Origin of the sequence: Mesorhizobium sp. M0292 (assembly GCF_040321695.1) — a bacterium.
Lineage (GTDB): Bacteria > Pseudomonadota > Alphaproteobacteria > Rhizobiales > Rhizobiaceae > Mesorhizobium.
Map to the genome: position 1 here is coordinate 266,593 of NZ_JAMYSB010000001.1, position 26,409 is coordinate 293,001.

Here is a 26,409-nt window from a genome sequence, read left to right on the forward strand (position 1 = left end):
TGTGGGAACGACAAATGCAGCTGCGAGACTCAGCCTAAGCGCATTTGCTTACAGCGATCCGGGCGCGAGCCGATCAATCAGTCCTGCAGTAGCGCGCGGTGCGGATGTCGGCAGGCTCATGAACAGACTGAATGGGTGTGCCTTCAGCAGCAGGACCTGAACAGAAACCAGACCGCCAAACTCACTATCAAGCCCGAGGATTTAAGAGCCGGACACCTTCACCTCTCTGCCCTACAGACAAGAATTCGACCCCCGCTTTTGTCAGGGCCGCTTCAATGGCCTGCAAAGTGCTAATCCGGGAATCCACCTTGCCGTTTTCCAACCGGACCAGCGCGTTAAGCGAAACAATAGCCTTGTCAGCGAGTTCCTGCTGAGACCAACCCAGCAAAGCTCGTGCGGCTCGAATCTGTCGTGGACTGACCATGGGTCCACAATTGGCAGGCAGATTTTCTTTGCTACCGATAGGGTTCTTTTACACCCTATAAGGTATACGAAATGGCGATTCGGCTTTCAGATAACGTACCGACAGACTCTCTGTCGGCTGGCTAATGGAGCATCGAAAAGCCTTGTTGAAACCGCAGCGCTTCGTCCTCCTTCGGACGGAGCCGAAGCCAAAGATCGACAGTGACCCTCATCCCGCCGATCAGCATGTCGGCAGGCAGATTGCGACCGTCCGCGTCCAGTCGGACGTATCGCAGGCCCAACTTGCCCGATCCATAGGCATCAGCTTCCAGCAGCTCCAGAAATACGAGAACGCGCGGAATCGCGTGAGCGCTTCGATGCTCTACGAAATCGCCAGGTCGCTCGGCGTTCCTGTCAGCCGCTTCTTCGAAGGTCTGCCGGGAAACGATGAGACCCGCGTCGAGGCGCGGCCCCTGCCGGTCGATGAGCGCCTGGATTTCATCGCCAGCGCGGAGGGTCGGCGCCTGATTGAGGGGCTAGTGAACCTTCCACCGCGTCTGCGTGGTCGCATCTCGTCCCTGGTCTCAGCGCTAGGGGAAGAACTGGTCCTGCTAGACACGAAGGCAGAGAGCGAGACGGCCGGCGAGTCCGCGCCGGCCGAATGCAAGACCGTCTGACGGTCGATCGCGGTAGTCAGCCGAATTTTCGGGCAGCGGGCACGGTGATGCGGCCGCAAGCCGAGGATACTTTGATCTCGACGCCGAACGCCCGAGAGCGCGTCGCGAATTCCTCAAGCATGTCTCGCGCCTCGCTTCCAGTGATGGCGACGGGCACCAGTCTGCCCGTTGCGGATCCGGGAGACTGAGTTTCCGCCCCGATCGCGACGGGCAGGAGGTCTATTTCTGTGAGGCTTCCGCCGGCGTCATAGCGGCAAGCGGCGACGATGCTTTGCCAGACTTCCGGTGGATCCCATTCGGTTTCGTCGGCGTGGACGTGGAAGAGAAAATTTCCGAGGCCATAGAAGATCGGCGCGCCATTGTAGATTTCCACCGCCTGCAGCACCGGAGCGCCGTGGCTGACGAAGAGGTTGGCGCCGGCGTCAATGCACATCCTAGCAAAGGTCTGCACCCAGCGCGGCACGTCCTGCCAGCCTGGTTCCCAATGATGGTGGTGCAGATAGGCAATGACGAAATCGCCCTGTGCCGCCGCGTGCCGGATGGCGGCCAGATGGACACTTGCACTCTGCTGATCGACTTCGATCATACGGCCGAAGTCTGCGGCTTGCGTGAACACGGTGCCGTAGAAATTGATCTCCGTGCCGGCCGACACCTCTACCGGGTCCTCCGGTTGCGCATAGTTGGCCAGTTCAAAGGGGGAGCTTTGCAAATGAGCGCCCAGCCTTGCCAGTCTGCTGAAATGTCCGTCCGGTACCCCGATCTTGCGACAGGTGTTCAGACGATTGACGCCGGGCCGAGCCGGCCGGAAGGCCGTGCGGTCTTCGGCATACATGTTGGTCGGGCCGGGGCCTGCATCCATCGCAAGAAGCGCGACCTCGCGCGCGCCCAGCCGGCGTCGGCCCGGTTTCCTCGCGTCAGTCTCGTCGGCCCCGATGCCGGCATGCAGGAGACCGCGCGCTTCCACTTCCTCCAGGGTCGAGAGGATGCCGCCAGCGCCGAGATCGAAGGCGTGGTTGTTTGCCAGAGCAAGCGCGTTGAAACCGATGGCCTGCAATGCGTCGAGCACTTCAGCCCTGGAATATCCGAAGTATTTGCCCTTGGTCGGCCACCCGCCGTGCTTACCCAGGATCGTCGACTCGAAGTTGGTGAAGACGACGTCGCCTTGGCGCAGGAAATCCGTAACCGCGATGAAGCGTTCGTTTTTGACGTCACGTATGTCGTGCTTGATCAGGGATTGGCCGGTGACGACCGCGCAGAACTGGTCTTTCATGGAACTCGCCTTGAAGGAGGGTAGGGCGCAGGCGCCGGCGTTCCGGCCAGCGCCACGTCAATGTCGAAGTCGGTTGCCTCTATTGCGAGATGGCTGGCGAGATATCGCTCTTGAACCATTTCAGGCTCAGCGCCTTGATCGTCCCATCCTTGGTGGCCGCGTCGATGGCCGCGTTGAACCTGGCGAGCAACTCCGTATCGTCTTTGCGCAGACCTGCGCCGACGCCCGGCCCCCAGAGCCCGCCATTCAGTTCAGGGCCGAAAAACACCACATCCGAGCCGGAAGGCGTCTCCAGAAAATCGCGCCAGGTGAAATAGTCGGCGAGGCCGCCGTCGATGCGACCCGCGGCAAGATCGAGCTTCATGTTGTCCTGGCTGTCATAACTGCGAATGGTCACGACATCGCCCAGCATTTCCTTCACGACTGCTTCCGAATTGGACGAGCGCAGGGCTCCGATCGCCTTGCCGGCGAGTGTCGATCTGAGGCGCTCGATGGTTGCCTTCTCTTTGTCGCCGATGGTCGAAAGGTTGACCTTTTCCTTGGTGTCGCCGGCGTCGAGACCCAGGTCCTTGCGCACCACGAACTGGTTGAAGCCGGTGGCGTAGGGGATCGAGAACGCGATCGACTGCTTGCGTTTTTCCGTGATCGCCATGCCAGACATGATCACGTCGAACTTGCCGACAAGCAGTGCCGGGATGATCCCGTCCCAATCCTGCGGGACGAAGGTACATTTGATCTCGATCCGACGGCACAGCTCCTGCCCAACATCGATATCGTAGCCATAGAGTTGACCGTTCGCGTCGGTGCCGTCCCAGGGCGGCGAGGCGCCTTCAGCGGCAATCGATATGACGCGCTCGCTTTGCGCGCTCGCCGGGACTGCCGACATCAGGGATACGATAGAAACAGCAATAGCCAGGGGTATGCGCATGATGCACCTCTTCGTTGGTTGGATGGAAAGGGGAGCCCAGAACCTAGGCGTCAGGGCAGGGGCGTCGTGATCTCTGGGTCAGGTAGGGCGGGGCGCAATCGCGCCTTTCGTCGGCGAACCGGATGGCCGTCGGTCGACAGCCATCGCTCCAGCAACTGGATCGCTTTCACCGCGATCGAGGTGAGCGATAGGTAGATCGCTCCGGCGACGATGAAGATTTCGTACGGCGCGAACGTGGTCGACACCATCTGTCTCGCCATGCCGGTGATCTCAAGCAGCGTCACGGTGCTCGCGAGCGACGAGCCCTTGATCATCCCGACGATCTCGTTGCCGTAGGCCGGGAGCGATATCCTGAAAGCGATCGGGAAGGTGACCAGGCGAGCGATCTGGAAGCGTTTCAAGCCGAGAGATGTGGCCGCCTCGGTGACACCCTTCGGCACGGACTGGAGACCGCGGCACAGGATCTCGGTGGTGTGTGCCGCGCTGTTCAGCGAAAATGTCAGAAGGGCACACCAGAAGGGGTCGCGCAGGATCACCCAGAAGATGCTTGTTCGCACCGCCTCGATCTGAGCGAGGCCGTAGTAGAGCAGAAAGAGCTGAACCAGCATCGGCGTTCCGCGGATCACATAGGTGTATGCGAGCACCGCGAGCGAGAAGCCGGGACGTCCGAACGCGCGGATGAAGGCCAGCGGCACGGAAAGAAGAAATCCGGCCGTCAGCGACAAGACCGTCAGGGTCAAAGTGAGACCAACGCCCGAAGGCAAGACAACCAGTGCGTCAAATATCAAGCCGAGGTTCATGGGCCTTCCCTCCTACCGGCCGAGAGCCGGATAGCGCCGCTCAGTCAGCCGGATCGACAGCAACGTGACGGTGGTCAGCGAGAGATAGAGAGCGGAGGCCGCAAGGTAGAAAGTCAATGGTGCGCGCAAGGATCCGGCCCCCACATACGCAACGCGCATGATGTCGGTCAGGCCGACGATCGAGACCAGTGCGGTATCCTTGAAGAGCGAAATCCAGAGATTGCCATAGGCAGGCAGCGCCAGCCGCAGCATCTGCGGACCGATGACGAACATCCAGCGCTGCCAGGCGTTCAGCCCAAGCGACTTTGCCGCTTCGGTTTGGCCCGCTGGCACTGCCGCTATCGCACCGCGAAACACTTCGATCGCATAACCGCTGAAAATGACCGAGAGCGCGATAACCCCTGCGGTGAATGCGTTCACCTCGACATACCGGCCGGCGATCTTGCTGGCGAGCGTGGTTCCGCCGAAGTAGATGAGCAGGATAACGAGAAGTTCTGGTACACCACGGACGACTGTGGTGTAGGCGGCCACGACCGCGTTGAGGCGCGGCTTTGCCGTGCCCTTCGAAATCGCCAAAAACAGCCCGAATGCCGTACCCAGGCAGCCGCTGACAAGAGCCAGGCTTATGGTCACGGTAAGTGCGACAACAAACTGAGTAGTAAAACCACCCATGGGGCGCTTTCCTCGGCTCGCAATTGCCGCAGGATATGTCGGTCTTTATTGCCGAGACCAAACCATATAACCCAAGGTTGCGAGTTGTTATATTTCTAATGTGGAGTTAACTTGAGATACTAGCCAATTCTAACGCTTAAAATTACACACTCAATCTATAACTTTTATTATTTTATCTATAACGCGTCGTTATATACTGAGGCAGTTCGTTGCTCCCCAGGTTGGCGTTGTCTGCCGCCGGGTGGTTATCAGGGAAAGGCGCGCAGGGAATGGAGTTGTTGCAGAGCGACCTCAAGCTCCGTCAACTGAAGGTCTTCCGGGAAGTGTTGCGGGCCGGTTCGACAAGGCGGGCGGCGGCAGCGCTCGGGATAAGCCAGCCGGCCGTCAGTCAACATGTGAAGCAACTCGAGACCACGCTCGGCATCACACTGTTCAAGCGATCAGCCAACCGCATCGTCCCCTTGCAGGAAGCTTGGGAGCTTCTGCGAAACGTAGAACTTGCCCTGACGTCCCTGGATCGGCTGGAAGCGTCGATCTTCGCGATGAAGAACGAGGAAAAGCAGCGGATCGCGATTGCCGCGCCTTCTGTTTTCGGTTTCGTGACCTTGCCCAAGGTCGTGGCGATTATCCGCTCACAGACCGCTTCGAATGTCCGGTCGATTTCTGGAAGCTACGAGCAGATCGGCGAACACATCCTGGCCGGCCGCGCCGATCTTGGAATTTCGAGACTGCCTCTGGATCCAGGCTTGTTTGAATGGGCGCCGCTTGGGTCGGCACGAAACGTATGCATTTTTCATCCCGACCACCGCTTTTCAAAACAGACCTGTATCGAGGCGCAAGACCTGGCAGGCGAAACGATCGTCGATATCGATCCCCAGTTTGCCGCCCACCAGATGAACTTCAATGCCTTGCGCTTCGCCGGCGTTGAGCCGGACATACTGGTGGAATTCGATTGCAACGGTCACGAAGCCGGATACGTTTCGGCTGGCCTGGGCATTTCGATCACAAACGAGATCATCGCACGTGAGTACGCGGCGTTTCAGCTGGGAGTAAGGCCAGTGGAACCGTCCGCGCTCTATCACTACGTAGCGATTTGGCAGAGGGGCAGGACCTTTTCCAACGCCTTGAATGTATCGCTCGAGGCGATAATCACAGCGTTTTCGAAGACGCCGACGAGAGAGCAACAGTTTCTCCAGACGTCGTCCTAGCCGGCCATGGTTTATTTCGGTTGGGACGTGCCGCATAAGGCCCAACCGGGAGGCTTTCTGCGAAGTGACGCGAATGGCTAGCCTGAACGGCCAAACCGATAGCGAGCGCTCCGCGAACGGCTGGATCGACGGCCCCTATCCGGCGCAGATGGTGCCGTTGGCCGTTCCCGAAGCGGTGCAGGAATTGGTGGCTTCCAGTCTAGAAGTCCAGTCTCGCCCAATGGGCGGCCCTACGCCGCCTTCAGCGCAGGCAATTGCGGGATTACGCTCACCAGGCAGGGTGCTGGTCTGGACTGGCACTGGCAATCCGAAAAGCGGACAGACCTCCCAGAGCGCCGGCAGCTTGTTGCAGAGCTTGCGCGCTCCACGCCGTCCTTTCATGGCGCGGCGAAGTTTCTGTGTCGCGCTCGCAGGGCAACAACTCGCCGCTCCCTGGATCCTTGGGGAGCGACGAGCGCGGGTTGCTACCGAACCTTCCGCCGTCGTTGAACTATGCTGGATGAGTCCAGCTACTCCAGATCGATTGCCCGCCGGCTCATGCTGGCGAGCTTTTTGCGTCAGCCGGGAACATTCCCGCTCCAAGGCAGTTCGGTCACACCCGGCTCGTTCTTCAGCGGTCCGGCCGGTGACCAAGATGCGTCCATGGTCGGCCCGCGCAGCCTCGGAAGCAGGCGCGGGCCATCCCCATCACAAAGCCCGCTGATCGGACCGACGGGCTTCTTCAGTTTCACCACGCAAAGAAAGGCCCGGTCGTGAACTGACCCCATAAAGTTGGACGGTTCATTGAGTTGGTAGGATTAATGGCTGGTTCCTGTATTGCACAGGGGCCAGCCCTTTCAAGCCCAGATTCCAATTTCCGGAACCATTCAGCGCCATGGATACACGCTCTGCGGGGTGGCTGATCAAGAGCCGATCTGCGCTCACATCATACTTGACGCATCCTCCCTGGGGGGATACCGGTGGGCATGTCCGAAGGCATCCATAGTTCTCATCCGGCTATCGTGAAGCGCTTAAAGCGCGCACAGGGGCATCTTGCATCCGTGCTTGGCATGTTCGAGGCGCAGCGATCCTGCCTGGACCTGGCGCAGCAACTCCATGCAGTGGAGAGCGCCATCAGCAGCGCAAAGCGAGAACTGATCCACGATCATATCGAACATTGTCTGATCGACACGGAAGCGGGAGGCAACTCGCTGGCAGAGCTCAAGCAACTGGCGAAATACCTATGACCAGTATCGGCGCACGCGTCTTGGATTGGTTCGGCTTCGGGTCACATGATCATGACGCGCATGCTCATGACGATGGCTCGCACGGCCATACGCACGGGGTCATCGACGCAACGATTGCAACCACTGACCGCGGCATCTGGGCCATCAAATGGTCGTTCGTCATCTTGGCCATGACGGCGGCATTGCAGATGGCCGTGGTGTTGGTGTCACGCAGCGTGGCGCTGTTGGCCGATACGATCCACAACATAGGCGACGCCACAACCGCCATTCCGCTCTGGATCGCATTCATGCTGGCACGACGCAAGCCGTCACGGACCTTCAGCTACGGCCTTGGCAGGGTAGAGGATCTGGCCGGTATCATTATCGTGCTGATCATTCTGTTCAGCGCCATCGTCGCCGGGTACCAGGCTATCGAGCGCCTGGTCAGTCCGCAGGCAGTGACTCATCTCGGTTGGCTGACCGCGGCGGGCATTGTCGGCTTCCTCGGGAATGAGGCCGTCGCGGTGTTTCGCATCCGTATCGGCAGGGAAATCAACAGTGCGGCGCTCGTCGCCGACGGCTACCATGCCCGCACCGACGGGCTTACCAGCCTTGCAGTGGTCATCGGCGCCATGGGCGTCTGGCTCGGATTTCCACTGGCCGACCCGATCATCGGGCTTCTCATCACGGTCGCTATATTCGGTATCGTCTGGCAATCGGCGCGCTCAGTGCTCACCCGCATGCTCGACGGCGTCGAGCCGGGCGTGATGGCCGAAATTCAGCATGCCGCTGCGCATGTGCAGGGTGCTCGCGTTGTCGACGCCAAGGCCCGCTGGATTGGCCACAAGTTGCATGCCGACATCGCTATTGCAGCCGACGGAACCTTGCCTCTCTCAGAGGCAAACAAGATCACGGCGGCGCTGGAGAACGAACTGTTCGAACACATGCCGGCGCTCGCAGCTGCCAACATCCGGTTTTCGACCGACCAAGGTGAGCACGAGCATCCGCACTCTCATGATCAGGGCGAACATCACGGCCACCAGCACTGACAACTGCCGGAAACCACTCGCTTTTGCCGGTCTCGGCTGATGTTCCAGGCGCTTGTCGAATTTCAGCGCTCCATATACCTGGCGCTCGCAGATCAGATAAAGCTGCTGTCAGTTGGCGGTGATTGGCTTGCGTTCCTTGCCTTTCTGCCGATGGGCCTCCTGTTCGGTGCGGCACATGCTCTGACGCCCGGCCACAGTAAGGCTGTCTTGGCGACTTACCTTGCAGGTTCGGATGCGAAGGTTTCGCGCGGCCTCCTGGTGTCGATTACGCTGTCCTTCACTCACGTGGCGACAGCGGTGCTGATCGCCGTATTCTCCCTGCCGCTCGTCTCGATTGCATTGGGCAGCGTTGGACGCGCACCACCGCTTGAGGGTGTGAGTCGCGGTCTGCTCGGGCTGATCGGCGTCTGGATGCTTTGGCGTTCGGTGAGCCACGGCCACCATCACAAGCATGAGGGCGAGGCCGTTGGAGTCATGGCCGGTTTGATTCCGTGCCCGCTGACCCTTTTTGTCATGACCTTCGCGATTTCCAGAGGGGTGCCGGGAGCTGGAATTCTGTTGGCAATCACCATGATGGTGGGCGTGGCCCTAACGCTGTCCAGCGTGGCGGTACTGTCGATCTTGTTTCGGGAGCGCCTGGTGCATTTTTTCGACAGCAGGCCACGGCTGTTCGATACCATATCGCGAGCAATCGAAGGCGCAGCGGGCCTTGCCCTCGCCAGCGTAGCGGTCTGGCAACTTACAGCCGGATAGAGCCACAGCTGTCCACAGACCCTCTCCTTTCTTAGGAAAAGGCGATGAGAAGCTGCGGCACGCAAGGCTGCTGGATTTCTGGGAGGATGATGGAAATGGCGGTGCCTAAGAAATAGCGCGCCACCTACGCCTGGATGTACGGCGCCCAAGCGCGCAAGGATGGCAAGGAGCGTGAGGCGCCAGCTTACTGGCAGGAACATGCCGATGCGTGGCTGCAGGGCTTTGACGGTGTGGCGATGGCTGGTTTTGGTAAGACCAAGACCGTCAAGACGAGATGGAAGCCGAGGTCGACGAAGCCGCCGTCGAGCGGCCCGCCGAATAGCCATTTTGCCGTATGCCGTATGGTCGTTTTTGATTGAAGAAAGGGCTTCGTTGGGCCTATAGAGATTGCGTTTACCATTGCCTTTTTGGGAGGATGCGATGGTTGCAACGCCCATAGAAATCGCTCAAGCCGCTACTGCGACTACGGCTACCTTGCTGAAGTGGCAGAAGTCCATGGAGGAACGCGCCACGTTTCGCCAGAACATGGATCAATCGCGCAGGGCGATCCAAGCCTCACGCGATCTGCTGAAGCGCCTTCGCCAACGTCATCGCGACGACATGGCGGAAAGTTCGGAAAATGCCAACCCGTCTACTGCGCCGATATCGCAACGCGCCGGCAGCTAGCGGGAGGCGACCAGAGCCGATGTGATGGGTAAAGTTTCACTGGCCGTTCCTTGGGTGGGCAGGCAAGTTAAACTTTGTCAACGAGCGGCCTTTTTCGCGCTCGCGGAAGCGCCACGTGGCTTTCGACCAGGCGCACGTGCTCGGCCTCGACAGTCACCAATGGCCGGAGGCTGACGGTTACCTTGTCCCCGTCGATGCGTGTGACAGGGCCGATCAATTTCATATGCTGGCCAATCACAGCCTTCGAAGTCGAATCGACAACAGAATGCGGGAAGTCGTAGGAGGGGATCGTCACGCTTATGCGATCGGGCGTCACGCGGCCGCGCACAATCGCCGTGACTGCGACCTCGTCGCCAACTTTGATACTTCCCCGAGCCATGCCCAAGACTTTGGAGCAGCCGGCGCCAGCGTCAAGATGAGGGGGAGCTAATAAAACCCCTCCGCGCCGCGATGCAACATCCAGCGCTAATGCGGATTCCACCTGAAAGATCGATTCCCCAGGTCTTATAATCCGTAATTAGCCTGTTGGAGGTGGAGGGAACTGCGATGGGCGGCACAGTTCAGAACACAAACTCAGACAGTGTGGAGTGGCCGAAGCCTGCTGAGAACGGCTGGTCCGCGTTATAGAGAAGGGCAAGGAAGACAGCCGATCGAGCTCGAATCTTATGCCATGGCCTCTGAGGAAGGCCAACGGATCCGTCTAATCTCGAGAAGTTCGGTCGCGAGGCTTTGCCGGTCCTGTCCCATTCCACTGGATGAACTGCGCGTTCTGGCCGGTGATACGAGCCTTTGAGCTACGGCCGAGTATGGTGAGGCCACGGAGACGATCCGGATCGAAGGGCAAGGAACAGCTTGCCTGCCCCCTTCAGCATTTGGACTTAGGTCTGATTGCTCCGCGTAAATGGCCGAAGCGGAAACATTTCTCCTTCTACTTTGTTGCAGTGGCCGTGCCGCTGAGGAGAACTTGCACAGCGCCTCTATCAAATGAACTGCGCGACGTACCTTTAGAATTCCAATGCCCCTCCTGTTCACGCCGTATGGTGAGAAGGGGATCCTGGCTGAAAACGATTGCCGGTTTCAAATGCGATAGTTGCAGGTCCAGAGTGCGGATCGGCTACGAAGAGAAGCTGGCCATATTCGAGCGGCACCTTAGAAAGGTGAGCGCCAGCACAAAGTCAGTGAACAACCGCCCTTGTTAGCGGCCGCTTTAGAGATCGGGTGCAGTGGGTACACGGGCTTTTCCCCGCTATCCTTTTTTCTCCCGGCCCCGCCACCGTCTATTATCGGCGGCTAGGCCGCTATCACCTTCTGAGCGGGCTAGCGATGGAGTGCCTTGGACGGTGAAAACGATTCCGGCATCCTCAAACGCTTTGCGGATGGCGGCGATGTTGTGGGGCCGCGGTTTCCTGTATCCGTTCTCAAGATCGCTGATCACCATCTCGCTAAGATTGGCCTTGGCGGCAAGTCGCACACGCGGCCAGTTCAGTAGGGCTCGTGCTGCTCTGACTTGATCTGCTGAGAGTACGGTTCGGCTGTCCATAGCCAGTCGAACATTTAGTATCGCTAAACTGTTCCCCTTGACCTTCTGCGATTTCTAACGGTGTGAGGCCGGCCTGTCGCAAGCCGTCATCGATTGTGGCTGCAACCTTTCGGACGGTTGTTACCTCGGCACCAACAAGACGTGCTGCCTGCATTCTTGCTTGGAGATCAGCCAAGCGGGCAACCAGGGCTTGCGTCCTCTCGAGTTCAGGGTTCGTCATGTTCATTGTCCAGCTGAGTGGCAATTTGAATTGTCCGGCTGAGTAGCGTTTGAATGCACACACTCGCCACCCAAGGGTGGCGAGCGTGGGTTCGTTCGAAATCTCAGTCGTAAACTTTCACGATCTTGCGGGTGCCCGGATCTACCAGGACCGTGCGGTTGTCGACCACCACGTAACGGTATTTGACGTTCGGGACCTCGTGGATCTCCACAGTTTCCGGCAGAGCTGTCCCGACGTTCAATTCCACGCCGGGAAGGTTCACCGAAGCCAAGGGCTGCTTCTTGACATACTCACGGATGACCGTGTCCTGTTCCGGCTGGATGATAATGTCGTCAGCGGCGGCGGAGCCGATCCCCGCCAAGAGCAACATGGCTGCGGCGGTGTTCACAAAGTGCATCTTCATATCTTCTCTCCTGCAAGGACCGGCACACGACGACCATCGTCCCGCACTGCCCGGCAACCAACTTTGAACCGGGGTAAACGTTCCCGCCTACGCACCTTTGTCTAATCCGATTGGTCTAAAGTCCGACCGTACAACGCAATGGTCTTACCTTTGGACTAGGCGGAACGGATTAGGGTTCAGCCTGTTGGTTCTCCACAACGGGAGAGAACAAATGGATCAAAGTGTTGGCCAGGCGCGATGGTTGCTCGCACCGATTTTTGCAACAGCCGTTACCTTTCTGGTAATGGCGGTCGTCCTTAGCTGACATGTCTTGGATCGGCGCAGCCAGGTCCCTTCCTGCGCTGATAGGATTCGCGAGTTGCTTGAGCGGCTGGCGAATCCTCTATTTTACCGTGCGCTGGGCCTGCTCCTTCAGCAGGCGGGGCGCTTCGTTCAGCTCATGTAACTTGGGAGGTTTACTATGGATCGGCGATCCTTTTTGACAGCGATATTTGGCGTTGCAGGGGCAGCAGCCTTTGCAAGCGCCGTCCGGCCTATCAACGCATTGGCCGGTGTTCCAGCGGCAAAAAGCGGCATTCTCGAAGAACTCGACGCGCCAGACGCCTTCGACAACGAAGGTACTCACGCGGAAGTGGAGCCGGTCAACCATCGGCGCTACTACGACCAAGATTACGACCAAGATTACGACCCAGATTACTACCACCGGCGCCGCCGCCGCCGGCGCGGCTGGAGAAGAGTCTGCCGTAGTTACTGGCGACACGGGCGCCGTCGGGTCCGGTGCTATCGCCGACGTGGTCCTTCGGTCGTCTTGCGATTTTAGCCAGTTGGCTGCTTCTGCCCATGGCCCGTTCCGGCTGATGTGCTGAGAACGGGCCGGTACGATTCCTTTTTCGTGGCAAACGCAATCCATCTGTCCAAGGGCACTCATCAGCAGGGCCGATGGACCTGACTTACAGCTTGGTGGTGTCGCTGTGGTGCGCCAGGAGCGGTCTGACGATCCCTCTTCTGCAGCCCTTCGGCTGCCGCCAGCCTGGGAAAGCTTTTCGGAACGTTTGGTTCTGGCCGTTAGGCCACGGGGCCAAGCTCAGTCATCAGGACACCCCGCAAGCGATGAGCAGCGGGGCCTGGCAAGGCCCGGCGACCTCCTTTTGACATACGGGGAGAAACCAAGAAGGGCGCCGAGCCTAACCGGCGCTGCTTTCAGGGAGACGACGTCGGACGAGATGAGAGTAGGCGATAATGCTAATCTCTGCGAACCATGCGAATGAAGGAAAGCCGTGTGCGATTCTTCGCTATCCAGCCACGAACCTCTGCCTTTCGGACATGGCGGTCCGTCGCTCGATCGAAGATGAAGAACGCCTGATGTAGCTGCTCGACTTCGTAGAGCCCGACCCGGATCTCGAACCCTGTCTGGCCGGTGGCATCGAAGTCAACGGGACCGATGACAGGGAAGGCGACGACGATGGCGAAGCGGACGACGAGCGCGAAGCCATCGATGCCGAGTATGGCTTCATAGAGGGAGGGCAAGGCCTATAATTGTCCGGTCGAGAATGAATAGCCCGCTGCCTCACGGTGGCTGGCTTCAGTTTTTGTGTGGCACGATGTAGCGACTGCTCACCGCACCCGCCCCTGTGCCCCGCGTGACGACAATCGTGCTGTACCCGGCTGGAACGGAACCTGTAGCGGAGGGATCAATCGAACTGCATCGCCCCACGATCTCCCCGTTGGGAGCGCCCTCGAGCCTCACGGCTAACGCCAACTCGCATGTCTCAAGGGATCCGAACATGGACGGTGATGTATCGAGTGGCTTGCAGACTCCCTGGGCGGGACTGCAAGAAAGCAAAATCATCACAGCTGCAGTTGCCGGATCCATTCGTGAAGCTCCGTTGTTCGACGAGCCTCAACGCGGAATAGCGAGCTTTGTTTCGCAGGTGCTAAAATATGAGTTTTCTGGTCTGGCTCACGGTGGCGGACTTTTCATTGTCACAGCTTTCGAGTTCAGCAGCGTTGTGGAAGCAGTCCGCTGCGCGCGTCAAAACGCTATTGCTACGCACAGTGCCGGGGTGCCCGGTATCGTCGCATTGAGTTCCGGATTGGCATTCACCTGGGTGACGTCGTGCAGGAGCACGATGGCGACCTGATGGGTAGTGGCGTCAACATCGCCGAGGGTATCCGGGTTGCCCGGGCGTAGCGGCTTTGAAGCCGCCGATTATAAGTATTCTCGCCCTGTGGCCGCCGATTCTGCGAATTAAGGATTGGACGAATAGGCATGGGGGAAAAAGGCCGTTATTCTAAGTTCTCATTCACCCTCGATGCAGGAATAACGAGATCACGGAGTAGGAAAATCGCATGCTGTGCGGCGGAGGTGCTGACACGGGCGAAATTCACACCCGCTCAACGACAAGCGCCCATCCGCTGTCCCGATGGACGGTGGATAGAGTTTTGGTGCCATGAGCCAAACCCACACATTACAACCGTCATCTATCCGCTTCCCGGTACAGCCGCGGCTCGTGCCGGCGGTCAAGGCGGCGCGTTATCTCCACCTGACGCTGCGGGAATTCATGGAATTGCTGCCCGCGTTGCAGGATCAAGGCTTTCCCAAGGCCTGCCCAATCACCGGCAACTACGACATGGTTGCGATCGACTCCTGGCTCGATCGACGCTCGGGTCTTGCAGGATCGGGATCCGGCGGGCAGTCTAGCATTGACATTGCAAGAGCGAGGCTGGCGACGCTTGGGTAAGATCAAGTTGAAGCACTACGTCATCCGTAAGGGCAGGTACGGCTACTGGCTGCCGACGCCGAAGATGGTCGAAGCTGGCTTCAGATGCATTTCCTGTGGAATCGACGGGCCTGAGGCTTGGACGATAGCCAGGGAGTGGGAAGACCGCTGGCAGGAACTCCGCAAGGGCAAGGAGCCGTCGCGCCTGCATGTATGGCCAAAGGATTCCATCGGAGACGCCTTTGCACGCTATCGCCGCATGGATGCATGGAAGCGCAAGCCACCGCGCACCCGCGAGGATTGGGAACGCGGCTGGACCTTCATCGAGCCGTACTTCGCCGACCTGCCGCCAGCCGACATCACCCTCGAGCTGCTCGACGACTGGTATGGCCGTCTGCTCCGGGTCAAAGGTGTCGACATCGCCTACCGTGCCGTAAAGACGTGGCGTTCGCTCTATAATGTCATGGCCGGCATGAAGCTATGCCCGCCCGGCTCCGACCCATCGCAGGCGATCCGCCGCCAGACGCCACCACCGCGCCACCAGACCTGGACGGCAGGCGAGGCGGTGCGCATGGTCAAGGGCGCCTGGCGCGCCGGCTACCGCGGACTGGCCTGCGTCATCGCCGTTGCGTGGGACACGAGCTTCTCACCCGTCGACGTGCGCACGCTCACACCGGCGCAGGCAATGCAGACAGCACAGGAATGGGGTTTTCTGATTGCACGCAGCAAGAGTGGCGAGGCGGCTTTCGGCACGCTGTCGTCACGCACGCAGCGCCTGGTGCTGGCCTATGTCGAATCACTAGGCGTCACCCTGCTTGACGATGCGCCGATCTTTCGCTCGCGCGGTTTCGCGCCGGGCCCGAAGGGCGGCCGGCCGCGCGCCGGCGTGCCTTACACCAAGGATTCTCTGGTCGACGACTTTGCCGATCTGCGCACGCTGGTGTTCGGGACATCGGAGAAGCGGCGGCTGATGGACATGCGGCGTTCCGGCGCGGTCGAGGCAAATGCCGGAGGCGCGTCGGTCGAGGCAATCTCGGCCAAGATGGGCAATTCGATCGACGGGAACAAGGCGCTGCAGAAGACCTATATGCCGGTCAATCTGGCCGCCGTCCGCTCAGCTGACGCCAGCCGCCGCAAGGGCAGAAAGCTGCTTGGCCTGGAACGGAACGAATACAGAAAGTTGAAACTCTCCGCAGAATGAGAGTTGAAACTTTTCAAGGGGCGGTAGCTAACCCCTTGAAATTAATGGCGCGAGTGACGGGGCTCGAACCCGCGACCTCCGGCGTGACAGGCCGGCACTCTAACCAACTGAGCTACACCCGCGCATTGGACGAGCACGTGTCAGCCGTGTTCGTCGTTGGGGCGGTGGATAAGGGGTTCGCCACCGGGTGTCAAGCGCAGCTGGACAGCATAAACGCAAACAGGAGAAGGTTTTTTGATGGGCGGCACTTTGCCCGCGAAAACCACTGTGCGGCTAAGCTCGCAGCTGTTCATTTGGCCTTGCGAAGCCGGTTGCGACCGCTTAAAGGTCCGGCCGGAGCGGGCGATTAGCTCAGTTGGTAGAGCGCTTCGTTTACACCGAAGATGTCGGCGGTTCGAGCCCGTCATCGCCCACCAAGATCCCGGATTCCGGGCGCGGCCTCAAAGAGCCGCACCCCTTTCATGCCGGCACCAGTCTACTTCCTGATGTAGCAGGTCTTCTTCGCACGGGGAGCGGGATCCTCGTCAAAGGCATCGTTGCCGCAGCGCACGCCGTTCCTGAAAACGCCTTGCGTGAACCGACCGCGCGCTCCGTATCTGACCACTTGGCGGCCACGGAAATCACAGAACTGATTCTCTCGGGCGCAGGCCACCCATCTGCCGCGGCCCTGGCCGTAATCATCATCGCCGTAATTGTCGCCGTCGTCGTCATTGTCGCCATAGTCGTTACCGCCCCCGCGCTTCACGATATAGCAAGCCTTGTCGCGGCCGGGCGCCGGGTCGCCAAAGACTCGATTCGTACACGGCACGGCACGACGATCGATGAAGCGCGAAGTGGTCTGCCCGCGCGCGCCGTAGACCACTTCCGAGGGGTAGGGCAGGCGGCAGATTTCGCCTTCGTCGGCGCATCGCTGCATCCGCTGGGCGGATGCGGTGGCTGGAAAAAGAATAGACACGGACGAGGCCAGGCCGACCAGGCAGATGAATGTAAACGTCATCCGGATCAAAGCATTGAAGGTTTTTGACACAATTTGTCTCCCGTTCGATTCGACCAGCATGGTACAGCAGCCTTGTTAAATGCACGATGAACGAAAGCCCTCCGGGACGGCAGCACAATGATGGATCATCCAGGGCGCCTGATGCTGCGGTTGCTGTTCGCATTGGCAATCGTCGGCACTGGACGCTCCTCCTATGCAGGGAATGCCGGCGACGGCGTCGACCAGCCCGCCGCCAAGGCAGCCTTGCTCAAGGCCTATCCCGGCCTTTTCACCATTTCGGGCAATGTCCTGACCTGGACCGACGGCACCACCATGGTGTGGAACGACGGCAAGGCGCGCGACGCCGACGCGCTGCTTGAGAGCCCCGACATCGAAGACATGTTTCGCTACGTCTATCCCAGAGCAGCCGAGGGCGCGCTGGTCCCGGCGGAGGATTTCGATCCCGGCCGTATCCGCAATGAACCTTTCTTCGAGAAGCTCTACGGGGCAAGTGCCGCCGAGGTGGGCAAGCACATCGCCAACGTCAAATGGTTGCCGAAGCTCGGCAAGAAGACCGTGCAGGTCACCAGGATTTTCGGCATCAACGACCGGCTGGGCAAGGTCTCCGCTGCGCTTGAGGCGATGCCCGCAGAGCTGAGCCGTTACGGGCTCAAGCCCGGCGGCGGCTTTGTCTGGCGGCCGATCGCCGGCACCGACCGGTTGAGCGTTCACTCGTTCGGAGCGGCCTTCGATATCAATGTCGGCTTCTCCGACTATTGGTACAACAACAGGAACAAAACCAACCCGAAGGCCCACATTCCCTTCAAGAACCGGATTCCGCTGGAAATCGTGGAATTGTTCGAGAAAAACGGCTTCATCTGGGGCGGGCGCTGGTATCACTACGACACCATGCACTTCGAGTACCGGCCTGAGTTGCTGCTGTACAAGAAATCCGGCTGATCACGGCGGCAGCAGCCGGAAATCCTTGCCTTCGGGCAGCAACTGGCCGCCGTCGACGACGATGGTGGTGCCGGTGATGTAGCTGGCATCGTCGGAGGCGAGGAACAGGAAGGCGTTGGCGACGTCGCGCGGACTGCCGAGGCGTCCGAGCGGGATCGAATCCTCCATGTTCTTGATGTAGGCGGCGCCGCGATGCAGCTCGATCGCTTCGGTCAGGATGTTGCCGGGCTCGACGCCGTTGACGGTGATGCCGTAGCCCGAAAATTCCAGCGCCGCCGAGCGGATGAAGCCGTTGATGCCGGCCTTGCTGGCGGCATAGTGGCCGTGGCCGGGGCTGGTGACGTGCGGACCGGTGATCGACGAGGTGTAGAGCATGCGCCCGTAACCTTGCACCTTCATCGGCGCCAGCGCCGCCAGCGTGGCGTTGAACGTGCCGCGCAGATTGACCGCCATCACCCGGTCCCAGTCGTCCGGGCTGGTGTTTTCGATCAGCTGCCAGGGATAGATGCCGGCATTCTGCACGACGATGTCGAGGCGGCCATGGCGGCTCAGCGCCAGCGCCACCGCAGCTTCTGCATCGGCCATTTGCGAGATGTCGGTGCGAATGAAATCCGCGCCGAGCTCGTCCGCGGTCGCCTGGCCGGCTTCGGCCTCGCTGTCGGCCAGGACCAGCCTTGCGCCTTCCTCGGCAAAGCGCAGCGCAATGCCCTTGCCGATGCCGCGCGCGCTGCCGACGATAAGCGCGACCTTGTCTTGCAGCCGTCCTGTCATGTGAGCTGTCCTGTCATGCGAGTCTTTGGCGAATGGTTTGCTTGAAGGCGTCGAGCAGCACGGCGGCGAGCACCAGCAGGCCATGGATCACCTGGGTGAAATTGGCCGGCAGGCCCATCAGGTTGATTGCCGTGTTGATGGAGGAGAGCAGCAGCACGCCGGCATAGACGCCGGGCAAGGTGCCGACACCGCCTTTCAGGCTGACGCCGCCGATGACGACCGCGGCAAAGGCGTTGAACAACAGCCCGGTGCCGAGATTGGCGGTGGCGCCCGAGGTGCGGATGGCGAGCAGCCAGCCGGCGAGGCCGGCAATGGCGCCGGCAAGTACGAAGGCGATGATCAGATTGCGGTTGACGCGGATGCCGGCGCGGAAGGTCGCGGTCTCGTTGCCGCCGATCATCACGAGGTGGCGGCCGAACGGCGTCTTGGCCATGATCAGCGAGAACAGGACGAAACAGGCGACGGCGATCCAGGCGGTCAGCGGCAGGCCGGCCATTCGCTGGATGCCGAACCAGCGGATGGCCGGCGCCAGATCCTGTGCCGAGCGGCCGCCGGAAATCACCAGCACCAGGCCGCGCACCCAGATGTAGGACGCCAGCGTAATGATAAAGGCGCTCATCTTCACCTTGACCACGAGATAGCCGTTGAAGGCGCCGATGAGGCCGCCGACGGCCAGCGCAACCAGCAGCGAAACCGGAACCATCAGCCATTGCGGATTGAGCTGTATGCCCATGCCGATGCCCGATGAGCAGAACAGGATGCCGACCGCCATGGCGCTGAGTGCGGCCACCGATTCCACCGACAGGTCCATATGGCCGGCAATGATGACCAGCGACAGGCCGATCGACATCACGCCGAGAACGCTCGAAGCCTCGATGATGTTGGCGAAGATGCCGAGCTGGAAGTAGTTGGGGACGAAGACGGAAAAGACAACCAGCACAAAGATCAGCATGAACCAGACGAGGTTGTCGAGGACGAACTCCAGGGCTTTGCGGCTGCGCGGGTTCATGGGCTGATCCGGTTGGCGCCCCCGAGAAAATCAGGCTGAGAAATCAACTCGATTTCGTCGGGTTCAGGCGCGGGTTTAGGTTCGCCACGGTGTCCTGGGACGCGGCGTCGTGAATGGGCAGGCTCCGGGCCGCAATGGCCCGGAGCGCTTCGCTAGGCGACTATTCGACAGACTTGATCGTGTCCGTCGGCGGCTTCTGGTTGCCCCAGAAGGCCGGATTGTCGACGTTTTCCTTGGTGATGGCGGCACCCGGGATCTTGATGTTGGGACCCCAGGCTTCCTTGGTCACGGTCGACTTCAAGCCGAGCACGTCATACTCGCCGGGCTTGATTTCCTGCTTGCCGGCGATCTTGTCCATGAACATCGCCACGGCTGCGGCCTGCGCATAGAGCGGCTGTTCGACTTCGACGTTGAGCCAGCCCTTGCGGATCAGGTCGAGACCGACCGGAGCGCCGTTCGAGCTCATCAGCATGACGTCGCCCGGCTTCTTGCCGGCGGCCTCGAGCGAGGCGACGGCAGCGACCGACAGATGCGCGGCATGGCTGAAGATCAGGTCGATGTCGGGGTTGGCGAGCATCTGGTCGGCAACGATCGTGCCGGCGTTGCTGGCTTCCCATTGCATGGCCGGCAGCGAGATGATCTTGACGTCCGGGAACGCCTTCAACTTCTCCTCGAAACCCTTCTGGATGTCGAGCGTGTAGGGATCGCCGGGATCGCCCAGCACCTGCAGAATCTTGCCCTTCACCGAGCCGTTCTTGGCGGTCAGAAGTTTTTGCGCCTGGTCGGCGGCGACGTAGCCGATCTCGACCGTGCCCGCGACCGACGTGAAGTCGGACGGGGTCGAGGTGATCTGGCGGTCGAACTCGACCACCGGGATGCCGGCCGCGCGGGCGGCTTCGATGGACGGCTTCAAGGCGTTGAAATCGACGGCGGCCAGGATGATCGCCGCCGGCTTCAGCGCGATGACGTCGTTCATCTGCGATTGCTGCGCGTCGGTCTTGTTGTCGGCGTTGAGTGTTTTCACCTCATAGCCGACCTGCTTGAGGAACAGCTCCAGCGCGCTCACCGAGCCGGTCTGGAATTCATCGAGCAGGGTCGGAACCATATAATAGACGATGCCCTTGGTCTGGGCCAATGCCGGCGTGAGCGAGGCAAGAGCCAGTGCCAGGATACCGAAGACAAGAACCAGTATTCGCTTCATGTCGTTCGCTCCTCTTTTATACCGGACCCCTCTTTTGTCCCTCAACTTGCCGGTCCGGCACCGGCAAGCGTCTCACCGGTGATCATGTTGATCACCGCATCGGGACTTGTTTTGTTGCGTGCGACATCGCCGGCCACGACGCCTTGCCGGATCACCACGATCCGGTCGGCGACCTGGAAAGCCTGTTGCATGATGTGGGTGATGATCACGACGCCGATGCCCTGGTTGGCCACCTGGCGGATCATCTCGAGGCCGCGCCTGGTCTGCTCGACGCCGAGTGCCGCGAACGGCTCGTCCAGCAGCACCAGCTTGCCGCCCCAATGGACGAAGCGGTTGAGCTCGATGGCCTGGCGCTGGCCGCCCGAGAGATGCTCGACATTGGTGCGCAGCGACGGAATGCGGGTGCCGGCACTGGCCAGCGCCTTGCCGACGACGGCCTCCATGGCGCGCTCGTCGAGGATCGGTATGCCGAGCACCTTGCGGGTGATCTCGCGGCCCATGAAGAAGTTGGCGACGACGTCCACATTGGTGCAGAGCGACAGGTCCTGGTAGACGGTCTCGATGCCGGCAGCCTTGGCCTCGGCCGGCGTTTTCGCCAGGAATTCCTTGCCCTCGAACAGCATGCGGCCGGAGCTCGGCTCGAGGCCGCCGGCGATGATCTTGACCAGTGTCGACTTGCCGGCGCCGTTGTCGCCGAGCAGCGCCACGACTTCGCCCTTGCCGATCGAGAAGCTGATGCCTCTCAGCGCATGGATGGCGCCGTAATTCTTGGTGACGTTTTCGAGTACCAGCAGCGGTTCGGTCATGCCGCCACTCCCTTGCTGTGCATGAGGTCGGACCGGCGCTCGCGCTCGGCGATGAACATCTGGCCGAAGCGCGGCGAAAGCACACCGGACACTGCAAGGGCGGCAGCGCCGCGCAGCACCGAATGCTTGCCGCCGGTCGCCACCGTCACGCGCGGTGTCTTGCGGTCGCGCCGCGCCGAGACCGAATTGGGAAGCTGTCCCGCCGCGCCGACCAGCTTTTCCAGGAGGTCGGTGGGGGCGAGCCCGCCGAGGATGACGGTTTCGGGGTCGAATACATTCTCGATTGTGACGATGGCGTTGCGGAAGATCGGCGCGATCTCGGCCACCCAGGCGGCGTCGCTGATGTTGCGGCGGCGACGTGCTTCTAGCGAGAGATACCGTTCGAGGCAGCCGCTGTTACCGCATGGGCAAGGCTCGCCACCGGGAACGGCAGGGATGTGTCCGATTTCGCCGGCATTGCCCCAGGCGCCGCGCATCACCGCGCCGTCATGCACGATGACGCCGCCGAGGCCGACGCCGAAATAGAGGTAGTAGTATTCGGAATAACCGGAGCCGAGACCGTAAAGCCGTTCGCCCATGGCCGCCGCCGCCATGTCGGTTTCGAAGAAGGCCGGCAGCCCGGTCGACGCCGCCAGCCGTTCCGGCAGCGCGACATCCTTCCAGCCGGCCATGGTCGTCGGGCCGACGAAGCTCATCGACTCCACGCCGAACGGTCCAGGCAGCGCCATGCCGATGCCGAGCACGCGTCCGCCGGGCCGCAACGCGGTCAGCTCGGGCACCATCGCGCCGATCAGCTCGAAGGCATGGTCGGGCGTCGCATGCGGCGCCTCGCGATGCATGCTCTCGATGACATCGCCGCTGAGATTGATGAGCGCCGCGTCGATCCCCAGCGGGGTGAGGTGGACGCCGACGGCATAGCCGCCCTCGGGGTTGATCCTGAGCGTCGCCGGCGGCAACCCGCGTCCGCGCGGCTCTTCGCGCAGCGACAGCACATAGCCATGCTCTTCGAGTTCGCGAACGATGGTCGATACGGTCTGGACGGTGAGGCCAACGCGGCCGGCAATGTCGCCGCGAGCTATGGGACCGTGAAGGCGGATGGACTCCAGCACGATGCGCCGGTTGTAAGGCCGCCCGAACTCCTGATTGGTTCCCCGCAGTGCCATGTCCCGCGCCCTTTAGGAAGGCTAAGACTTGCACAGGCAATTTATTCAGTCAAATGGAATTCAAAAATAATTCGGAATGGTTCCCAGACGCGGTGCAGGACCTGTCCCATGCGCCGCGCTGGCCGATTGCAGCCGGGCTGAAACCACCGCAATGGTGAATGACGTCAGGCGGGCGCGGGGCTCGCCCGACCAGTGATCCAGCAGGAAAACCGATGATCGAATTGCCTTTTGCGCGCGATGAGTACCAGCGGCGGCTCAAGAAGATCCGCGCTGAGATGGCGGCGCGTGGGCTGGAACTGCTGGTCGTCAACGATGTCGCCAACCAGCATTACATCACCGGCTATGACGGCTGGTCGTTCTACACGCCGCAGGTCGTGCTTGTCCCGATCGAAAACGAGGCCGAGCCGGTCTGGATCGGCCGCGCCATGGATGCGGCAGGCGGCTTGCTGACGGCCTGGATGAAGCCGGAGAATGTGGTCGGCTTCCCCGAGGACCACGTGCAGCGCGCCGATCGCCATCCGATGGACTGGATAGCGGCCTGCATCGTCGCCAAGGGCTGGGGCGCGAGACATATCGGCATCGAGCTCGAAGCCTATTATTTCTCGCCGAAGGCGCATGCCCGGCTCGTCGCCGGCCTGCCCAATGCGAAATGGCACGACGCCGATCTGCTGGTGAACTGGATCCGCGCCGTCAAATCCGCGCCCGAAATTGCTTATCTGCGCAAGGCGTCGACACTTGCCGAATCGGCGGTTTCGCGGGCCTTCGAAGTCATCGCGCCAGGCGTGCGCGAATGCGATGCGATTGCCGCGATCCAGGCGGCGCAGATTGCCGGCAGTCCAGACTTCGCCGGCGACATCACGGCACTGCCGCCGACCATCCTCGGCGGCGAGAATGCATCGGCTCCGCACATCATGTGGAGCGATCGGCGCTTCGGCAAGGACGAAACGATTGCGCTCGAACTTGCCGGTGTCTGCCGCCGCTATGCCGCAGGCCTCGCCCGAACGATGCAGCTCGGCAAGACGCCGGCCCGTGTCGCCGACACCGCAAAGGCGGTGATCGAAGGCATGGATGCGGTGCTCGACGCGGTCAGGCCGGGGACCACAGCCGAAGCGGTCGAGGCCGCATGGCGCAAGGTTATCCAGCGCTACGGGCTGAAGAAGGAATCGCGCATCGGCTACTCCATCGGCGTCGCTTATCCCCCGGATTGGGGCGAGCACACGATCAGCCTGCGGCCCGGCGACAAGACCGCGCTGCAACCCGGCAACGTCCTGCACTCCATTCTTGGCATGTGGATGGATGGCTGGGGCATCGAGATCAGCGAGACCATTCTGGTGACCGAGACCGGCCATGAGACGCTGACCAAATTCCCGCGAGACATCCATGTCAAATCCTGACCGGTCAGCCACGACGGACGCCACCGCGACCCGCCTGACGCATCTGCTCAATATTGGATCGTCCGGCGCTCGATCAGCACCACAAGACAAAACAGGACGATCGACAGGCCCGATGACAGCACGATCGCCGCGTAGAGGCGGTCCGACTGGTAGTTGAAGGACGCCTGGATGATCAGCGCGCCAAGTCCTTGGTCGGAGCCGATCCATTCGCCGACAATGGCGCCGATCACGGCGGTGGCCGAGGCAATCCTCAGCGATGAGAACGGCATCGGCAAAGCGCGCGGCAGCCGCAGGCTCCAGAACGTGACGCCGGAGCACGCGATGTCGGATTGCCAAACAACAGGATGGTACAACGGGTGAAGGAGGCGGGGGCGTGCAACCAGCCGCCTGGCTTGACCCTACAGATACTGCTCGACCTTCTTGCCGACGGTCAGGAAGCGCAGCGGGTCGATGGCCTCGCCATTGTGGCGGACTTCGTAGTGCAGGTGCGGGCCGGTCGAACGGCCGCTGCTGCCGGTTTTGCCAATGATGTCGCCGGCTGCGAGTTTTTGGCCGACGGCAACGTCGATCTCGCTCAGATGGCCGTAGCGCGTGGCAAAGCCGTTGCCGTGATCGACCTCGACCATGCGGCCATAGCCGCCGTTCCAGCCGGCCCTGGTAACGATTCCGGCCGCCGTGACCTTGGCTGCCATGCCGACCGGCGCGCGGAAATCCATGCCCGAGTGCAGGGCAGCGGTGCCGAGGATGGGGTCAGTGCGCACGCCGAACGGGCTGGTGACGGAGTGGCCCGGCGCCGGGTTGGCGAGCGGCAGCCGCCGCGCCTCTTTCTTCAACTGGTCGAGCGTATCCAGCGCCTCGTCCAGTTCCTTGACCTTGCTGTCGAACATCATCGAGCTGTCAAGCGGGATCAGCGGTCCGCCGACGTCGCTTTCGTTTTTGCCGAAATCACTGTCGACCGGCAGACCGGCCGCTTCCAGCGCCTGGGTGATGGCATCGGCGTTCTTGTAGGCGTTGTCGGCCAGGGTTTCGATGCGGGTGAGTTGCTGGCTCTCGATAGCCTTCAGTGAATCATTGATCGAGACGAACAATTTGTCGGCGCGGTCCGCAGCCGTTTCGCTGGGCAGCGGATCGGAACGTGTCGACCACAGCGAGAATGGCCTGGTGTCGCCCGAACCAAGGCTGGCGACCGAATAGGCGAGTGGCTCGCCGCCAGTCAGTTCGGCATGTTCGTCGGGTTTTGCCGCCACATCCGCGGCGGCCGGCGTGCCGACCTCGTTTTCCGCCCGCTCGAGAATCGGGCCGAGGCGGCCATGGCGCTGACTGAGTTGGCTCTGCCGCTCGATCAATTCGCTGACCTTGGTTTCCATCAGTTTTTGGTCGAGAAGCTGGCGGCTGGTGATGCGGTCGACCTGCGCGCGCAATGCGGAAATGCGATCTTCATAGGCCTGCTGCATGCGCGCCTGCCGGGCCGTGGTGGCGCCGATCAGATCGTCGCGCAGTACGAGATAGGAGGTCGCCAAGAGATAGCCGATGGCGATCGCCGCCAGTGCCGAGCCGAGAAAGGCGACGAGCCACGGCCGGATGGTGAAATGCCGTATTTCATTGCCCCGCGCAATGATGACCGTATGCGGCTCCTTGCGCCTGCCGAAGACCGCTGACTGACCGGTTAGGTTCACGGGACCAAGCTTTCGTTACGACACCGACGAAGCCCGATTACACATTATTAGGGTTAACAAAGTTTTGCCGTCGCGGGCGCGCTAGTGACCAACGGTGTCAGCCAACCGCATATATGTCTTATGCCTCTAATGCACTGCGCGGCGTTGGCCAGATCGGTGGCGCCTCAGAGCGCGCGGACCGCCTCCAGCACTGCTTCGGCATGGCCTTTCACCCGGACCTTGCGCCAGATCCCGGCGATCCGCCCGTCCTTGCCGATCAGGAACGTCGCCCGCTCGACGCCCATATAGTTGCGGCCATACATCGTCTTCTCGACCCACAGATTGTAGGCCTCGATCACCTTGCGCTCCTCGTCGGCAACCAAGTCGACGGTGAGATCGTATTTGGTTTTGAACTTGTCGTGCTTCTTCACGCTGTCCGGCGACAGGCCGATCACCACGGCGCCGGCCTTTTCGAACTCCGGCTTCAGCTGCGAAAAGCTGATCGCCTCATTGGTACAACTTGTGGTGTCGTCCTGCGGATAGAAATAAAGTACAACGGGCTTCCCCCGCATCGAGGCAAGGCTGATCGAGCCGCCGCCGTCGCGCGGAAGATCGAATTGCGGCGCAACGTCGCCAACGTCGAGATCAGCCATATCGATGCCCTTGTTTGAGGTTACGCGGCCCTAAATCAAAGAGATAGAGCATGATGCCTGGACAAACGGAAACCGTTTGTCCGAGAAAACCGCCTCACACTTTTCGG

Annotated in this window: 27 protein-coding genes, 2 tRNA genes and 2 pseudogenes; 12 read left to right on the top strand and 19 right to left on the bottom strand. The window is 60.9% G+C overall.

Annotated features, from left to right (window positions below; translation table 11 throughout):
- Positions 1-187: 187 nt before the first annotated feature.
- Positions 188-424, bottom strand: a complete 237-nt coding sequence (locus tag NKI96_RS01315; protein WP_023694075.1) for a helix-turn-helix domain-containing protein — start codon at positions 422-424, stop codon at positions 188-190.
- A gap of 142 nt (positions 425-566) precedes the next feature.
- Here NKI96_RS01315 and NKI96_RS01320 point away from each other — a divergent pair, with 142 nt between their 5' ends.
- A complete protein-coding gene (locus NKI96_RS01320) occupies positions 567-1,079 on the top strand; it encodes a helix-turn-helix domain-containing protein (protein WP_245263170.1) in 513 nt (170 codons plus the stop codon).
- Between the two features lie 16 nt (positions 1,080-1,095).
- On the opposite strand, the gene NKI96_RS01325 is transcribed toward NKI96_RS01320, so the two are convergent.
- The 4 genes from NKI96_RS01325 to NKI96_RS01340 all read right to left on the bottom strand — a co-directional run bounded on the left by NKI96_RS01325 (position 1,096) and on the right by NKI96_RS01340 (position 4,749).
- Positions 1,096-2,349, bottom strand: coding sequence for a CapA family protein (locus NKI96_RS01325; protein ID WP_023699947.1), 1,254 nt, complete (start codon positions 2,347-2,349; stop codon positions 1,096-1,098).
- Between the two features lie 79 nt (positions 2,350-2,428).
- The gene (locus tag NKI96_RS01330) at positions 2,429-3,277 is read right to left on the bottom strand and encodes a transporter substrate-binding domain-containing protein (protein WP_023694077.1); all 849 of its coding nucleotides are present in this window, start codon (positions 3,275-3,277) and stop codon (positions 2,429-2,431) included.
- 50 nt (positions 3,278-3,327) lie between these two features.
- Positions 3,328-4,077, bottom strand: a complete 750-nt coding sequence (locus NKI96_RS01335) for an ABC transporter permease (RefSeq protein WP_023694078.1) — start codon at positions 4,075-4,077, stop codon at positions 3,328-3,330.
- 12 nt (positions 4,078-4,089) lie between these two features.
- Positions 4,090-4,749, bottom strand: coding sequence for an ABC transporter permease (locus tag NKI96_RS01340; RefSeq protein WP_023822420.1), 660 nt, complete (start codon positions 4,747-4,749; stop codon positions 4,090-4,092).
- Between the two features lie 269 nt (positions 4,750-5,018).
- On the opposite strand from NKI96_RS01340, the gene NKI96_RS01345 reads away from it, so the two are divergent.
- From NKI96_RS01345 to NKI96_RS01365, 5 genes are all read left to right on the top strand, one after another.
- Positions 5,019-5,957, top strand: coding sequence for a LysR family transcriptional regulator (locus tag NKI96_RS01345; protein ID WP_023694079.1), 939 nt, complete (start codon positions 5,019-5,021; stop codon positions 5,955-5,957).
- A gap of 965 nt (positions 5,958-6,922) precedes the next feature.
- Complete coding sequence (locus tag NKI96_RS01350; protein WP_023684828.1) at positions 6,923-7,183, top strand: metal-sensing transcriptional repressor; 261 nt, start codon at positions 6,923-6,925, stop codon at positions 7,181-7,183.
- Positions 7,180-8,211 carry a cation diffusion facilitator family transporter gene (locus tag NKI96_RS01355; RefSeq protein ID WP_023694080.1) on the top strand — a complete coding sequence of 344 codons (1,032 nt, stop codon included), beginning with the start codon at positions 7,180-7,182 and terminating at the stop codon, positions 8,209-8,211. The genes NKI96_RS01350 and NKI96_RS01355 overlap by 4 nt, the downstream gene beginning before the upstream one ends.
- 39 nt (positions 8,212-8,250) lie before the next feature.
- The gene (locus NKI96_RS01360) at positions 8,251-8,964 is read left to right on the top strand and encodes a HoxN/HupN/NixA family nickel/cobalt transporter (RefSeq protein ID WP_023822419.1); all 714 of its coding nucleotides are present in this window, start codon (positions 8,251-8,253) and stop codon (positions 8,962-8,964) included.
- Positions 8,965-9,384: 420 nt separating this feature from the next.
- Positions 9,385-9,630 carry a hypothetical protein gene (locus tag NKI96_RS01365; protein ID WP_023723634.1) on the top strand — a complete coding sequence of 82 codons (246 nt, stop codon included), beginning with the start codon at positions 9,385-9,387 and terminating at the stop codon, positions 9,628-9,630.
- A 1,246-nt stretch (positions 9,631-10,876) separates the two neighbouring features.
- On the opposite strand, the gene NKI96_RS01370 is transcribed toward NKI96_RS01365, so the two are convergent.
- The 4 genes from NKI96_RS01370 to NKI96_RS01385 all read right to left on the bottom strand — a co-directional run bounded on the left by NKI96_RS01370 (position 10,877) and on the right by NKI96_RS01385 (position 13,320).
- Positions 10,877-11,170 (bottom strand): helix-turn-helix domain-containing protein, encoded by a 294-nt coding sequence (locus NKI96_RS01370; RefSeq protein ID WP_081725558.1) that lies wholly within the window; start codon positions 11,168-11,170, stop codon positions 10,877-10,879.
- A gap of 323 nt (positions 11,171-11,493) precedes the next feature.
- A complete protein-coding gene (locus NKI96_RS01375) occupies positions 11,494-11,793 on the bottom strand; it encodes a DUF1236 domain-containing protein (RefSeq protein ID WP_023669226.1) in 300 nt (99 codons plus the stop codon).
- A gap of 382 nt (positions 11,794-12,175) precedes the next feature.
- Positions 12,176-12,442 (bottom strand): hypothetical protein, encoded by a 267-nt coding sequence (locus NKI96_RS01380; RefSeq protein ID WP_155921665.1) that lies wholly within the window; start codon positions 12,440-12,442, stop codon positions 12,176-12,178.
- A gap of 593 nt (positions 12,443-13,035) precedes the next feature.
- Positions 13,036-13,320, bottom strand: a complete 285-nt coding sequence (locus tag NKI96_RS01385) for a hypothetical protein (protein WP_023694089.1) — start codon at positions 13,318-13,320, stop codon at positions 13,036-13,038.
- A 467-nt stretch (positions 13,321-13,787) separates the two neighbouring features.
- On the opposite strand from NKI96_RS01385, the pseudogene NKI96_RS01390 reads away from it, so the two are divergent.
- The 3 genes and pseudogenes from NKI96_RS01390 to NKI96_RS01400 form a co-directional block, all read left to right on the top strand.
- Positions 13,788-13,981 (top strand): annotated as a pseudogene (locus NKI96_RS01390) (adenylate/guanylate cyclase domain-containing protein); the annotation flags it as partial.
- A 262-nt stretch (positions 13,982-14,243) separates the two neighbouring features.
- Complete coding sequence (locus tag NKI96_RS01395) at positions 14,244-14,534, top strand: hypothetical protein (RefSeq protein ID WP_023690232.1); 291 nt, start codon at positions 14,244-14,246, stop codon at positions 14,532-14,534.
- Positions 14,527-15,714: a site-specific integrase gene (locus tag NKI96_RS01400; protein WP_050587145.1), complete on the top strand. Its 1,188-nt coding sequence runs from the start codon at positions 14,527-14,529 to the stop codon at positions 15,712-15,714. Before NKI96_RS01395 ends, NKI96_RS01400 begins: the two co-directional genes overlap by 8 nt.
- Positions 15,715-15,759: 45 nt before the next feature.
- Here NKI96_RS01400 and NKI96_RS01405 read toward each other — a convergent pair.
- A tRNA-Asp gene (locus tag NKI96_RS01405) sits at positions 15,760-15,836 on the bottom strand.
- Between the two features lie 218 nt (positions 15,837-16,054).
- Here NKI96_RS01405 and NKI96_RS01410 point away from each other — a divergent pair.
- Positions 16,055-16,130: transfer RNA gene (locus NKI96_RS01410), tRNA-Val, on the top strand.
- 59 nt (positions 16,131-16,189) lie between these two features.
- Here the strand turns inward: NKI96_RS01410 and NKI96_RS01415 are convergent.
- Positions 16,190-16,771, bottom strand: coding sequence for a hypothetical protein (locus tag NKI96_RS01415; protein WP_245260656.1), 582 nt, complete (start codon positions 16,769-16,771; stop codon positions 16,190-16,192).
- Positions 16,772-16,828: 57 nt separating this feature from the next.
- On the opposite strand from NKI96_RS01415, the gene NKI96_RS01420 reads away from it, so the two are divergent.
- A complete protein-coding gene (locus tag NKI96_RS01420) occupies positions 16,829-17,650 on the top strand; it encodes a M15 family metallopeptidase (protein WP_352802615.1) in 822 nt (273 codons plus the stop codon).
- Here the strand turns inward: NKI96_RS01420 and NKI96_RS01425 are convergent, their stop codons facing one another.
- From NKI96_RS01425 to NKI96_RS01445, 5 genes are all read right to left on the bottom strand, one after another.
- On the bottom strand, positions 17,651-18,421 hold the full coding sequence (locus tag NKI96_RS01425; RefSeq protein WP_023690227.1) for an SDR family oxidoreductase: 771 nt from the start codon (positions 18,419-18,421) through the stop codon (positions 17,651-17,653).
- Positions 18,422-18,434: 13 nt separating this feature from the next.
- Entirely contained in the window at positions 18,435-19,430 is a 996-nt protein-coding gene (locus NKI96_RS01430; RefSeq protein WP_023690226.1) for an ABC transporter permease, read from the bottom strand.
- Between the two features lie 160 nt (positions 19,431-19,590).
- Positions 19,591-20,631 (bottom strand): sugar ABC transporter substrate-binding protein, encoded by a 1,041-nt coding sequence (locus NKI96_RS01435; RefSeq protein ID WP_352802618.1) that lies wholly within the window; start codon positions 20,629-20,631, stop codon positions 19,591-19,593.
- A gap of 41 nt (positions 20,632-20,672) precedes the next feature.
- Complete coding sequence (locus NKI96_RS01440) at positions 20,673-21,437, bottom strand: ATP-binding cassette domain-containing protein (protein ID WP_023726942.1); 765 nt, start codon at positions 21,435-21,437, stop codon at positions 20,673-20,675.
- A complete protein-coding gene (locus NKI96_RS01445) occupies positions 21,434-22,600 on the bottom strand; it encodes an ROK family transcriptional regulator (RefSeq protein ID WP_023694099.1) in 1,167 nt (388 codons plus the stop codon). The genes NKI96_RS01440 and NKI96_RS01445 overlap by 4 nt, the downstream gene beginning before the upstream one ends.
- 212 nt (positions 22,601-22,812) lie before the next feature.
- Here NKI96_RS01445 and NKI96_RS01450 point away from each other — a divergent pair, with 212 nt between their 5' ends.
- Positions 22,813-23,994, top strand: coding sequence for a M24 family metallopeptidase (locus tag NKI96_RS01450; protein WP_023697546.1), 1,182 nt, complete (start codon positions 22,813-22,815; stop codon positions 23,992-23,994).
- Between the two features lie 47 nt (positions 23,995-24,041).
- Here NKI96_RS01450 and NKI96_RS01455 read toward each other — a convergent pair.
- From NKI96_RS01455 to NKI96_RS01465, 3 genes and pseudogenes are all read right to left on the bottom strand, one after another.
- Positions 24,042-24,299, bottom strand: a pseudogene (locus tag NKI96_RS01455) (ABC transporter permease); the annotation flags it as partial.
- A gap of 93 nt (positions 24,300-24,392) precedes the next feature.
- A complete protein-coding gene (locus NKI96_RS01460) occupies positions 24,393-25,670 on the bottom strand; it encodes a M23 family metallopeptidase (protein WP_352802621.1) in 1,278 nt (425 codons plus the stop codon).
- 164 nt (positions 25,671-25,834) lie between these two features.
- On the bottom strand, positions 25,835-26,302 hold the full coding sequence (locus NKI96_RS01465) for a peroxiredoxin (RefSeq protein ID WP_023706427.1): 468 nt from the start codon (positions 26,300-26,302) through the stop codon (positions 25,835-25,837).
- Between the last annotated feature and the right edge of the window lie 107 nt (positions 26,303-26,409).